Below are 12192 nucleotides of genomic sequence, written 5' to 3'. Positions count from 1 at the left end.
GTTGATGGAGAGACGAGTGAGATTCGGCCAGGTCGGCTGAAACAGGCGACGGCTGGAGGTGGAGCATGGTCTGTGGCGTCCACCTGCACGTCGCCAGCGGCTACTCGGCCCGCTACGGCGCCTCACACCCCGCTGACCTGGTACAACGTGCCGCCGAACGCGGCATCGGCACATTGGCGCTCACCGACCGGGACACCGTCGCCGGGACCGTCCGCTTCGCGAAGGCCGCTGCGGTCGCCGGGGTCCGGCCGATCTTCGGCGTCGACGTCGCCATCGCCCCCTGGACCACGCCGCACCCGGCCGCCGGCCGCCCGCGGACTCCAGATCGCGGTGGTGCGCACGTGGTGGAACCGAAGCTGCGGGTGACCCTGCTGGCGCAGCACGCCGCGGGGTGGGCCCGGCTGTGCCGCCTGGTCTCCGCCGCACACGCGGGCGCCGCTGGTGGGCCCCCGGTGGTGTCCTGGGAGACCCTCGCCGCGCACGCGAACGAGGGCTTGATGGTGATGCTCGGGCCGTCCTCGGAGCCGGTGCGTGCCCTGTCGGCCGGGCGCCCGGACCTCGCCGAGCAGCTGATCGCGCCCTGGCGCGAGGCCGTCGGCGATGGTCTGCGGCTGGAGACGGTGTGGTGGGGGCTGCCCGGTACGGGGCCGGGTTCACTGCGTCTGGCCGCCCGCACCATCGGCCTCGCCGACCAGCTCGGTATCCCTGCGGTCCTGACCAACGCAGTCCGCTACGCCGATCCGGCCCAGCACCGGCTTGCCGACGTCCTGGACTCGGCCCGGCTGCTGCGCCCGATCGACCGGCGCCGGCTCGACTGCGGCGAGCGCTGGCTCAAGGGCCCCGTCTCGATGTCGGAGGCCGCCGAGCGGATCGCCGAAGCCGCTGGAGCGGGTCCCGGCCGCGCTGCCGCGCTTCTGGCCGAGACGGCCGCGACGGCGGAGGCATGCGTCGTGGACCCGCGGGCCGACCTCGGCATGGGCCGGCCCCACTTCCCCGAACCCACCGTCGTCGGCGCCGCCGCGGACCGGGGCGGGGCGATGGAGCTGCTGCGGCGCAGGTGCGCGGACGGCATGTTCGCGCGCGGCCTGGACGGCGACCGGCGGGCAGTGGGGCAGCTGGAGTATGAGCTCGGCGTCATCGGCCAGCTCGAGTTCGAGCCGTACTTCCTGGCGGTCGCCCAGGTCGTCACGGACATCAGGGCGATGGGAATCCGGGTCGCGGCCCGCGGGTCGGGCGCCGGGAGCATGGTCAACCACGCTTTGTTCATCGCGACGGCCAACCCGCTCGACCACAACCTGCTCTTCGAGCGCTTTCTCTCCGTACGGCGGTCCTCGATGCCGGACATCGACCTGGACGTGGAGTCCGCGCGTCGGCTCGAGGTCTACGACCGGATCATCGAGCGCTTCGGCAGCGAGCGGGTCGCGGTGACGGGGATGCCGGAGACCTACCGGGCCCGTCACGCCCTGCGCGACACCGGCCTCGCCCTCGGCCTGCCCCCGCAGAGCGTCGACATGGTCGCGAAGTCGTTCCCGCACCTCCGGGCCTGCGACATCCGCAGTGCGCTCGCCGAGCTCCCCGAGCTGCAGAAGCTGTCCGCCGAGGCCGGCTCGTACGGGCCGTTGTGGGAACTCGCCGAAGGGCTGGACGCCCTGCCGCGCGGGTACGCCATGCATCCGTGCGGCGTGATCATCTCCAACGCCTCGCTCCTGGACCGGTTGCCGGTGCAGCCGACGCCGGGCGGGCAGTATCCGATGGTCCAGGCCGACAAGCACGACGTCGAAGACCTCGGCCTGGTGAAGCTCGACGTGCTCGGGGTGCGGATGCAGTCGGCGATGGCGCACGCTGTCGCCGAGATCCGCCGTGCCACCGGCCGCCAGCTCGATCTCGACAACCCCGACCACGTCCCCCTTGGCGACGCGCGTGCCTTTGACCTGATCCGAGCGTCGGACACGGTGGGGATGTTCCAGCTGGAGTCGCCCGGCCAGCAGGACCTCGTCGGCCGGCTCCAGCCGCGCGACGTCCAGGACGTCATCGCCGACATCTCGCTCTTCCGACCGGGCCCGGTCAAGGGCGGCATGCCCGCCCTCTACATCGCCGCCCGCCACGGCGCCGCTCCCCACTACCCGCATCCCGATCTGGAGCCCGTACTCGCCGACACCTACGGGGTGACGATCTGGCACGAGCAGATCATCGGGATGCTCTCCGTCCTGACCGGCTGCGACCGCGCCCTCGCCGAGGTCGCCCGCCGCGCGCTCGCCGACCCCGACCGGCTCCCGAAGATCGAATCCTGGTTCCGGCGCGACGCCGGCGCCCGCGGCTACTCCCACGCGGTCCTCGACGAGGTGTGGGAGATCGTCAAGAGCTTCGGCGCGTACGGGTTCTGCCGCGCGCACGCCGTCGCCTTCGCCGTGCCCGCCCTGCAGTCCGCGTGGCTCAAGGCCCACCACCCCGCGGCCCTCTACGCCGGACTCCTCGAGCATGATCCCGGGATGTGGCCGGCCCGGGTGATCGTCTCCGACGCCCGCCGCCACGGCGTACCCGTGCTCCCCGTCGACATCAACCACTCCGCGCCTGAGCACCGGATCGAGCAGACCGAGACCGGCGTGTGGGGGGTGCGGCTCTCGCTGTCCACGGTGAAGGGCATCAGCGAGGAGCAGGTCGCGCGGATCACGGCTGGCCAGCCCTACAACGGTGTCCAGGACGTGTGGACCCGCGCCCGCCCCGCGTTGCCGGTCGCCGAGCGTCTCATCCAGATCGGCGCGCTCGACGGACTGCGCGGTCCGCTCACCCGCCGCGACCTCCTGCTGCAGACGACCGAGCTCCACCGGCACACCGCCGCCCGGCCCGCCGCCGGCCAGCTCCCCCTCGACGGCGAGCTCGTCACCGCCGAGCCGTCCGGGCTGCCCGAGATGACCAGCCGCGAGACCCTGGACGCCGAGCTCAGCGTGCTGAAGATCGACGTGTCCCAGCACCTGATGACCCACCACCACCGGCTGCTCCGCGAGATCGGCGCCACCGACTCCGCCCACCTGCGCGCGATGCACCCCGGGCAGCAGGTCCTCGTCGCCGGAGTCCGCGCCTCCACCCAGACCCCGCCGATTCCTTCGGGGAAGAGGGTCATCTTCGTGACCCTGGAGGACGGCTTCGGGCTCGTCGACATCGCGTTCTTCGACGACAGCCACGACGCCTGCGCGCACACGATCTTCCACTGCGGACTCCTCCTCGTCCGCGGCACCGTCGAAGCCCGCGGCCCGCGCCGCACCGTCGTCGGCCAAGCCGTCTGGAACCTCGACGCGCTCGCCGCCGCCCGCCGCGACCACGGACCCGAAGCCGTCCTCGCACTCCTCGGCCGGAGCGAGGCCGCACGCACCCCGGCTCAGGCGCCGTCGCGGACCCTCTCGAACGGCACCAGCGGAGCCCGCCTCCACCCGTACGCAGACCTCCAGCCCGCCGGCACCCGCGCCGCCGACCTCAAAGCCCTCGGCTACACCAGCCCCGGATCGGCCGGGTGATCACCATGACCGAACGCCGAATCCTTCACGCCTACTTCCACATCCAGCCCGGCTCCCGGCCGGACATGTACGAGCAGCTCCTCGCACTCGCCGAGAACCTGACCCCGCGCGTTCAGGCGATCCCGCCGGACGCCGCGCACCTGGACATCACCGGCGCGCTCCGATACTTCGACCGCGACCCCGAAGGAATCGCCGCACTGCTTCGGATGCGGACCCTGGCCTTGCACGGCGTGCAGACCACCTGCGCGATCGCCCCCACGAGGATGCTCGCCACGATGGCCGCCGCCGTCACCCCGCCCGGCGCCACCACCATCATCGAAGCCGCGGACGTGCAGGCGTGGCTGCGGCCGCGCCCCGTCGCCGCGCTCCACGGCGTTGGTCCTGCCACCGCCACCAAACTCCGGGCCTACGGCCTGCACACCATCGGCGACCTCGCCGACGCATCCCTGCCTGCCCTCACCAGGATCTTCGGCGCCGCCACCGGGCGCTCGCTCCATGCCCACGCCCACGGCCATGACCTGCGCACCGTCCAGCCGCAGCCGATCGCGAAATCGGTGAGCGCCGAGCGAGCCTTCGGGCACGACGTCCTCGACCCCGTCGAGCACCGCCGGGCTCTCCTTGACCTCGCCGAGGAACTCGGCGGTCTGCTTCGCGACGAGCAGCAGATCGCCAGCACCCTGGCCCTGACCTTCCGGTACGCAGACCGGTCCACGAGCTCGCGTAGCCGTACGCTGCCCGAACCCACCGGCCACACCCGACCGCTCGTCGGCGCTGCCTACGAGCTCTACGACCTCCTCGGCCTGCAGCGGGCCCGTGTCCGCTCCATCAGCCTGCGTGCACAGGAGCTTCGCCCGGCGGCGGAGGGCGCAGAGCAGCTCAGCCTCGACCCCACCGCCGACCGTGCCCTGGCCATCGAAACCGTCACCGATCGGGCCCGAGCCCGATACGGGCCCGGCACCCTTCGCCCCGCGACCCTCGCCAGGGCGGGTCCCCGGCACGACAGCCCGTCCTGACCTGCGCTCATAGACGGAAGTCGCAAAAAAACGCTGCAGGTGAGGCCTGAGCAGGCGCCTACGCCGCTTCCGTCATGTCGCCAGCGGCCGGGCGGGTCTGCTTCTTCAGCTTCATCCGGGCATCCACCAGGACGGCGCGGTCGACCGTCGCCCAGTACGGGTGGTCGACGAGGGTGATCGTCAGCTCCCGGATCTCGGCCCACATCCGGTCGACCGTCTCCTTCTGCTCGTCGCTCCAGCCGGGGCTGTCGGGAACGTCGCCGCGGTGGGAGAACCGCTCGCCCCGCCGCCAGCCGGCCATGGGCTCCACGCTCCACGGCAGCCCGGCCAAGTAGGCGCGATGCTCGGCGTGCGCGCGGTGGAGGCGCTCCTGGAGCTGGAGGAGGTCATCGGGGAAGGTCTCGGTCTCACCATTCGAGGTCACTCTTGAATCGTATGCTTGTTCGATTCTGGAAGGGAAGTCGGCACTCCGGCCGGTCACCCGTTCGGCGTGCGGACCGCGATGTGCGCCTCGGTGAACATGCCGCTCGCTCGCCTCCATGGTGTTCCGCGATCGCCCGCGCCGACGTGGGCGTCGCCGATAGCGTCGTAGCGCCAACCCGGGCAGTGGATGGGGAGGGGCGGGATGCCGACGACGGTGGTGGGGTTCCGGCTGGGCAAGGCCGCGACCGGTCGGCAGGTGACGGTCCTGGTCACCGAGTCCGGTGTGCTGCACCGCTCCCACGGCGTGTACGGGCAGCCGCCCAAGCTCGATACGCCGAAGCTGCCGTTGCGCTACCTGCGCCCCGACCTGCCGTGGATGCAGGGCGAACATGTACTGACCGGCCCGATCAGCGCACTGCGCGGACACCACGCCACCGCCATGAAGAACGGCTACGACAAGGTCCTCGTCCCGCCGGCGTGCGTGCGCCTGGAGGTAGAGGAGCACCCGCTGCCACCGCGGGAGGACCCCCGCGCGCGCGTTCACCCCGAGCTGACCGAAGCGTTCCTCGGCACCGCACCGCACCCCACACCGCGCAGCCGCTCGACCGTGCAGTCGACGCCTTCCGGACCGCGCTCGGCCTCCCGGTCCGGCTGCGAAACGTGACGTGGCGGCCGCGCCAGACACCGGTCCCGCCCCGGATCGAGGCCATGCTCCGCACCCTCGCCCACGGCTCCGAGATCACCTCCCCCGACCGGCTGGGCGCGGGCTGGAGCGTCACACCCCAGGCCGTCACGCTGCGCGCCGGCCGGACAGCACAACCCCTCGACCGCCAGGCCGTCCTCGAGCTGCAGGCCGCACTGACCGCCTGGCTGCGCCTCACGCAGCCACCGCCGTCGTAGCCGCCCGGGGGCGGTCTTCCGCGTCGCTGTCCGGCGTAGCCGGGCGCGCGCCCGGTCGTTGGGCAGCGACGCTGGCGGAGTGGAAGTCCCCGTGTCCGTCGCACTGACCGAGTCCGTCACCGTTCTGCCCGGCGGGCCGGGCTGGCCCAGCGGCGATGACCTCTTCTAGCGCGGCCCGGTACTGGGGGTGTTGGTCCCCGACTTGTCGGCTTGGTGCTGGATCTGCAGGCGGGTCGCGGGATCTCCGATGATGATCCGTGAGGCTGCCTGATTGTTAGGCACTGGCGTGGCGGTAGCTTCTCCGCGGATCTCTCCCGGGCTGCTGCTGGCCGAATCCAGGGTGTACTCGATCACCATCGCGTCCTTGCTGCAGAGCAGGGAGGCCCAGGCCTTCCCGCTGCCGTTGCCGGAGGCACTGTTGTAGGGGCCGGCCGGGTAGGGGGCGGCTCCCTGCCCAGGTGCGGGCCACTTTGACACGAGGTGGATATCGCTGTGCTGGGGGTCGTTCTTCGGCGTGGTGACGATTCCGCAGGAGTCGCTGGTCGCGTAGGCGATCAGGCGGACGTCTCCATACTGAACCTCGGACAGAATCTTAGGGCGCTCCTTCAGATCGCCTAGCGGGTCGCTATCCACCGAAATTGAACTCAACTCGGTCAGTGGAATGTTGCGTTCTCCGCTCGGAGCGGAGTTCCCGTCAGGCGATTTAGCGGAATCGCATCCAGCTGTCAGCGCAATCAGGGCAGCCCCGATGGCTAAAGTCCTCTTTGTTTTACCCATCAGGGCCGCCCCTTACTTACGTCACATGGTCAGACTCTAGTCACTGGTACCACGAATTGAAGCAGACGCCCACCGGCTTGTAAGCGTAGGCGTCCTTCCCCGTGTCCGGACCCCACAGGTTGTAGACGTCGCCCTGGTACAGATCGTAGAGCGGGAAGGCCTGCACGCTTCCCCACTTGCCGGCGGGCACCTCGTAGCGGGTCTCGTTCTTGACGGTGTAGGTGTTGGTGACGCTCCACCCCATCCCAGCCGAGATGGCCTTGACCTCGATGCCGATCTCCCTGGAGTAGGTCGCGGCGACGGCCTTCTCGACGGTCAGGACGAGTGTGGTCTTGCCGAATCCGCTCGTCTGCGAGAGAACGTCTGTTCCGCACGACTGGCCGATCCGGCGGGCGTTCTTGAGCTGGTAGGACGCCGCCGTACCAGCGGGCCCCGGGGTGACCGTTGCCAGCGCCTCTGCCGACGGCGTGCCGGGGACGTCCTCACCAGCGTTCCTCTTGACGGTCGTGTTCGGGCCCGGCGTGAAGAACTTGCCATCCGCCGAAACCGCACCCGGGGGTAATCCCTGCGGTGTTCCGGAGTCCGCGTACGAAACCCCCGAGGTCATGGTGGCGGTCAGCGCCGCCGCCAATGCAACTCCGGTAGCCATCGTGGCGGCGCCACGCTTGTTCAAGTGGAAGTTGATGCGCTTCACGGCTCTCCTTGAGCTTGGAAACTCGAATGTGATTCTTTGAAGAGGTGACCCTCTCCGCGGGAATCGCTTGGTTCACCGGAAGTTTGTTCTGTGCATCCGCATAGTTCAATCGACCTTAACTGAATGTGATCCAGGTCACGGTGAACCCTCAGGGGTACCTCAAATCTATTGCCGGATTCGAGCCATCGCGTCCAGTTCTCAGTCAAATCTAATTTTGGGTCGAAATTTGGGAGCTGCGATAAATTGCCATTGTGGCGAAAATTTGGCTGCTGCTCACCTGTGTAGCTGAGCGTCGGTGAGGAGCGGTTTAGGCTGGCGTAAACCCTGAATCTTGACCCGGTGTGAGTCCTATGTGCTGGGTTGTCTGCTAGTAAGCGGTCAGGTCCGCAGACCGTATTCGCGAGAACCGACTACACCTTCGCGGGCTTCGGCAACGTGAGCCGGATGAGCGAAGGGGACCTGCCCAGGCGTGCCGTTTCTGCGGTGAATCAGCACGCCCGCCCGGGTGACGGGCCCGTGGCCACTCTCCCGGCAGAGCTGGCACAGCGGCTACAACCCTGGGCGTGATCAAGAACCTGCTGCGCCGCGGCCTGCCCGCGCTCGCCCTGTCCGTCCTGCCCCTGCTCGCCACCACCGCACCGGCCACCGCCGCGGACGGCCCGGCTACGGCCCTCACCCTGCCCTCCCGGGTCGAGACGGCATCCCTGTTCGAGGGCATCGACCGGATCCCCGTAGCCGCCGAGTCCCGTGAGGGCTACGTCCGCCGCCTTCAAGCACTGGAACGCCGGCGCGATCGCGGACGACGGCTGCAACACGAGGATGGAGGTGCTGATCGCGGAGGCTGTGGAGGCCCCTGAGATCGGTCCGGGCTGCACGTTGACCGGTGGGGTGTGGTGGTCGTACTACGACGAGCGGCCGGTGACGCCGGCCGGGGCGCTGGACATCGACCACATGGTGCCCCTCGCGGAGGCGTGGGACAGCGGAGCCTCGGCCTGGACGGCTGCGCGCCGAGAGGCGTACGCGAACGACTTGGGCCAGGAGGCTTCGTTGGTCGCGGTGACGGCCCGCTCGAACCGCAGCAAGAGCGACCAGGATCCGGCGGAGTGGCTGCCGCCGTCGGGCTCCGAGGAGGTTCTGTGTCGGTACAGCGCCGAGTGGACCGCGACGAAGCTCCGCTGGGGCCTGGCCGTGGATGAGCTGGAGCGGGACCGCCTGTTGGACATCGCGGCTGGCTGCGGCGGCACCGAGGTGGAGTTCACCCCAGCCCCGTAGGCAGGCTGGCAGGAGCTGAGGGCCGTCACCTCGCGGGGCGGCGGCCCTTCGTCATCGGGCCGTACACGGGGTCCGCTGTCAGTTTTCAAAGTCGCCTGCACCGATGTCCGAAGTCCTCTGCCCGCGCGTCAGCTGAGGTCAGCGTGGTCGGCGATGGTCATGCTCGTCCGAGCTTCCCGTGCGCTCGACTACGAACAAGCTGGTCACCCGTGCAGACAACTACGGACATTGAGAGCTCCTGTGGGCGCTGCCCGGCATGATGCTCGGATGCCTTCACCAAGTAGCCTCCGCGCTGAATCCGTATTCCGTGAGCGGCTTGCCGAACTGGGCGCCACCCTCCTCGAAGTCGCCTGGCTCGGCCTCCACAAGCCGCACCGGGTGCGCTGCGCCCAAGGCCACGAGAACACACCCAGGCCGTCGAATGTGTCGCGGGGATTGGGGATCTGCCGTACCTGCGCCGGCCAGGACCCGCGGGTCGCATGGGCGGCGTTCAGGGCCCGGGTTACGGAACTGGGGGGCGAAGTCCTTGAACCCGCCTGGCTCGGCGCCCTCAAGCCCCACCGGGTACGCTGCGCCGCCGGACATCACTGCACCCCCCGCCCCAACGCCATCCAGCAGGGCCAAGGGCTCTGCCGCACCTGCGTCGGCAACGACTCCCAGGCTGCATGGGTGGCATTCAGGATCCGGGTTACGGAACTGGGGGGCGAAGTCCTTGAACCCGCCTGGCTCGGCGCCCTCAAGCCCCACCGGGTACGCTGCGCCGCCGGACATCACTGCACCCCCCGCCCCAATAGCGTCCACACCGGCCAAGGGCTCTGCGGCACCTGCGCTGGCCGCGACTCCCAGGCTGCATGGGTGGCATTCAGGATCCGGGTTACGGAACTGGGGGGCGAAGTCCTCGAACCCGCCTGGCTCGGCATCCACACCCCCCACCGGGTGCGCTGCGCCCAAGGCCACCACTGCACGCCCCAACCCGGTGGCGTCCAGAGAGGCCAAGGACTCTGCCGGATCTGTGTAGGCCAGCACTTCGATGTGGTCTACGTGGTCACCGACGACGAGAGGGAGGTGGTCAAGTTCGGAGTCACTGGCGGAGATCCCCGCCCTCGACTCTCCGACCACAGACGGGACGGCTTGGGCATAGTGATACGCCTGATCGAAAACCTCCCCGACGGCATCGCCCTGGAGATCGAGAACAGCATCAGGCTGGCGCTTCGCGACGCAAAGGAAACCCCGACGAGGGGCCGCGAATACTTTCCCGGCCGCTGCACCGGCCTGATCCTCTACACCATCGACAACCACCCAGCCATCTGTGAGGCCCGGACCGGCCGTGGGGACCAATCGAGCAGCCAATAACGGTAGCGACAGTTCCGCTTGTTGGCCTGCCGTGAGCCCGGACCGGCACCGTGACGAAGTCTCCGTTTCATAGGTGGTCCCCGTCGAAACACCGGGTGTGCGCCGCCGCGTGGACGGCCGAGCGCAGATCGCGGGCATCGGATTGTCGGCGCCGTCCCGCCCGGGCGAGCGGCTGGTGCACCGGCCGGCGGCCACCGCTGACGTCGGGCTGTCCTGGCCGATGTTTCCCAAGCCCTGGGAGGTGACGAGCAGCACCGAATCCTGGTGCCATCTCGTCACCTCACCCCCACAGGGAGCGGTCGAGGGGTTCGGCGGCGTAGGTGCCGTCGTAGGGGAGCGCGTCGGTCAGCTCGAACCGCTCCGCCCCCTCCAATCTCCACGGACAAGCGGTTGAGCAGGCGGCCGTGCCGGATGCACGGCTGTGACCTGCTATTACAGACCGTCAGCGCGGCCGGACATGAACGACTGCTCGGCCGCGTCACCCCGGCCCGGGTCCCGGGCGTGTCAGTGGCCTGCGGCATGATGCGGGAGAAGGGACGGCAGATCCGATAGGGATTTCAGAGGCCGTCCCGAACGGGGGGCGTGTGCACAAGCTGGTCTCAGATGGGGTAGGGGTCGCGGAGGATCGGCAGCTGCACTACGAGAGGTGGCGGTGGGGCGGAAGACTGCCGAGTGAGTCGCTGCGCCGTGCCCGCGAGAGCAACGTCCTGGGGCTGCTCGACTTCGACAGTGACCTAGTCCACGACCTCGGTGCCGCTGATCCAGACGTCCAGCGTGCCGTGGCGGTGCTCGCCGCTCAGCGGGCCTGCGAGGTGGCGGGCCTGACCGATGTGCCGTGGGTCGCTGGGGCGCTCGCCGCGTTGACGCAGGGGCATCCGCTACCGCCCCCTTTCGACGACGCGGCCCGGATGCGGGAGGCTCTGGAGTCCACCCCTCTCGAACCGGGCCCGGATGTTCTCGGGGCAGTACCGCCCCAGCGGGGGCGGTACTTTCCCCCGGCGCCGGCAGGGTTGGTGTGGGTCAAGACCGCAGAAGAGAGCGACGGGGAGACGAGCTACAGGCTTGACCGGCTACCGGGAAGCCAGGCACCGATGGTGTACACCGAACTCGTGTTCCCTGCCATCACACCGCAGGTCCGTGGGCCCATCTCACAGCCGCATTATGCTCTCCCCGCCGTACGCGCTGCTGCCGAACCCGACCCGCTCAAAGCAGCTCTGAATGCGGTGTGGCATGCGCTGGGCACGTACGGAGAGCACTATCCGAAGTTGTTGGATGAGATCCGGTCGATCTGGGGCGGACGGCTGTCCGCACCGGATGCAAAGACAGGGCCCGCTGATCTGGGCCGGCGAGTGCGGAGCGCACGAGGGAGCGTAGCGATGGTCAACTACCGGGTGAAGTGGGTACGCGCGCGCGACGGCAAGGCCATGTTGTCCGCGGTGAGCTACGACCAGCCCAGCGCCGAACACCGCAAGGCAGATCTCGAGGCGGAGGGCGCCACGGACATCAAGATCGTGAAGGTGCGGGCCGGCGAGTAGAACCGCCCGATTCGCGTGCACTCGGCCGTCTCCACGGCACACGCGGTGTTGAATGCGAACAGCCCCCTCGACCTGGTGGTCGAGGGGGCTGTTGCGTTGGTAGCGGGGACAGGATTTGAACCTGCGACCTCTGGGTTATGAGCCCAGCGAGCTACCGAGCTGCTCCACCCCGCGTCGGTGAACACCACCCTACGGCACTGGCCCCACGCTTCCGACCGAGTATCCGGGCGGTGAGGCGCTCCCGACCCACCCGCGGCAACAGCTTGTAAGGAACACCAGCGACTAGGGTCTGCTCGACATCGACGAGACCGCGGCCCGCGAGGACCGACCCGTACGGCGCCAGGCCGGTGGATACTCGGAGCATGACTGTCTCCAACCCCGGTCTCGACGACGCCGTCCTGTACAGGCTGAAATTCGCCCGCCGGCTTCCCCCGAGCCTGTCAGCGCTGACCGGGCCCATCCACGGAGTCATCGAGCTTCCCCTGCACGTGGCCTGGTCCGGGCTGCGCGCCTTCGACCTCGACCAGCCCCGCCAGCGCATGGGCCTCTACCGCACTGTCTTGGCCGAGGGCACTCGCGAGGACCTGTGCCGCTTCCTGAACGCTGAGCTGCTCGCCAGCCTGTGGCCAGTGCTGCGGACTCTGGCCGGGCCGAGCGTGCGGGACGTATGGGAGGAAGCCTTCCCCCAGCTCCGGGAGCTGGCCGCGGCGTGA

Annotated in this window: 11 protein-coding genes, 1 tRNA gene and 1 pseudogene; 8 read left to right on the top strand and 5 right to left on the bottom strand. The window is 69.5% G+C overall.

Annotated elements, in window-relative coordinates; genetic code table 11:
* Nucleotides 1-65 precede the first annotated feature (65 nt).
* Complete coding sequence (locus tag ACE1OC_RS43140) at nt 66-3512, top strand: DNA polymerase III subunit alpha (protein WP_407842150.1); 3447 nt, start codon at nt 66-68, stop codon at nt 3510-3512.
* A gap of 5 nt (nt 3513-3517) precedes the next feature.
* On the top strand, nt 3518-4525 hold the full coding sequence (locus tag ACE1OC_RS43135) for a DNA polymerase Y family protein (protein ID WP_407842149.1): 1008 nt from the start codon (nt 3518-3520) through the stop codon (nt 4523-4525).
* Nucleotides 4526-4583: 58 nt separating this feature from the next.
* On the opposite strand, the gene ACE1OC_RS43130 is transcribed toward ACE1OC_RS43135, so the two are convergent.
* Nucleotides 4584-4949: a hypothetical protein gene (locus ACE1OC_RS43130; RefSeq protein WP_407842148.1), complete on the bottom strand. Its 366-nt coding sequence runs from the start codon at nt 4947-4949 to the stop codon at nt 4584-4586.
* A gap of 201 nt (nt 4950-5150) precedes the next feature.
* Here ACE1OC_RS43130 and ACE1OC_RS43125 point away from each other — a divergent pair, with 201 nt between their 5' ends.
* Both ACE1OC_RS43125 and ACE1OC_RS43120 read left to right on the top strand, forming a co-directional pair.
* Entirely contained in the window at nt 5151-5612 is a 462-nt protein-coding gene (locus tag ACE1OC_RS43125) for a hypothetical protein (protein WP_407842147.1), read from the top strand.
* Nucleotides 5609-5848, top strand: a complete 240-nt coding sequence (locus ACE1OC_RS43120; protein WP_407842146.1) for a hypothetical protein — start codon at nt 5609-5611, stop codon at nt 5846-5848. The genes ACE1OC_RS43125 and ACE1OC_RS43120 overlap by 4 nt, the downstream gene beginning before the upstream one ends.
* Nucleotides 5849-6013: 165 nt before the next feature.
* Here ACE1OC_RS43120 and ACE1OC_RS43115 read toward each other — a convergent pair whose 3' ends face one another.
* Together ACE1OC_RS43115 and ACE1OC_RS43110 are read right to left on the bottom strand one after the other, a co-directional pair.
* A complete protein-coding gene (locus tag ACE1OC_RS43115) occupies nt 6014-6625 on the bottom strand; it encodes a hypothetical protein (RefSeq protein ID WP_407842145.1) in 612 nt (203 codons plus the stop codon).
* 40 nt (nt 6626-6665) lie between these two features.
* Nucleotides 6666-7319, bottom strand: coding sequence for a hypothetical protein (locus tag ACE1OC_RS43110; RefSeq protein ID WP_407842144.1), 654 nt, complete (start codon nt 7317-7319; stop codon nt 6666-6668).
* Nucleotides 7320-7882: 563 nt separating this feature from the next.
* Between ACE1OC_RS43110 and ACE1OC_RS43105 the strand changes: the two are divergent.
* Nucleotides 7883-8591 (top strand): annotated as a pseudogene (locus ACE1OC_RS43105) (HNH endonuclease family protein).
* 1041 nt (nt 8592-9632) lie between these two features.
* Nucleotides 9633-9944, top strand: a complete 312-nt coding sequence (locus ACE1OC_RS43100) for a hypothetical protein (RefSeq protein WP_407842143.1) — start codon at nt 9633-9635, stop codon at nt 9942-9944.
* 734 nt (nt 9945-10678) lie between these two features.
* Here ACE1OC_RS43100 and ACE1OC_RS43095 read toward each other — a convergent pair.
* The gene (locus ACE1OC_RS43095) at nt 10679-10819 is read right to left on the bottom strand and encodes a hypothetical protein (protein WP_407842142.1); all 141 of its coding nucleotides are present in this window, start codon (nt 10817-10819) and stop codon (nt 10679-10681) included.
* A gap of 501 nt (nt 10820-11320) precedes the next feature.
* Between ACE1OC_RS43095 and ACE1OC_RS43090 the strand changes: the two genes are divergently transcribed.
* Entirely contained in the window at nt 11321-11479 is a 159-nt protein-coding gene (locus ACE1OC_RS43090) for a hypothetical protein (RefSeq protein WP_407842141.1), read from the top strand.
* A 97-nt stretch (nt 11480-11576) separates the two neighbouring features.
* Here ACE1OC_RS43090 and ACE1OC_RS43085 read toward each other — a convergent pair.
* Nucleotides 11577-11653: transfer RNA gene (locus ACE1OC_RS43085), tRNA-Met, on the bottom strand.
* Between the two features lie 188 nt (nt 11654-11841).
* Here ACE1OC_RS43085 and ACE1OC_RS43080 point away from each other — a divergent pair.
* Nucleotides 11842-12192, top strand: coding sequence for a transcriptional regulator (locus tag ACE1OC_RS43080; protein ID WP_407842140.1), 351 nt, complete (start codon nt 11842-11844; stop codon nt 12190-12192).

The organism is Streptomyces stoeckheimensis (genome assembly GCF_045822005.1).
GTDB lineage: Bacteria > Actinomycetota > Actinomycetes > Streptomycetales > Streptomycetaceae > Streptomyces > Streptomyces stoeckheimensis.
Note: the sequence above shows the minus strand (reverse complement) of the source record. Positions and strands in the feature narration are given on the sequence as shown.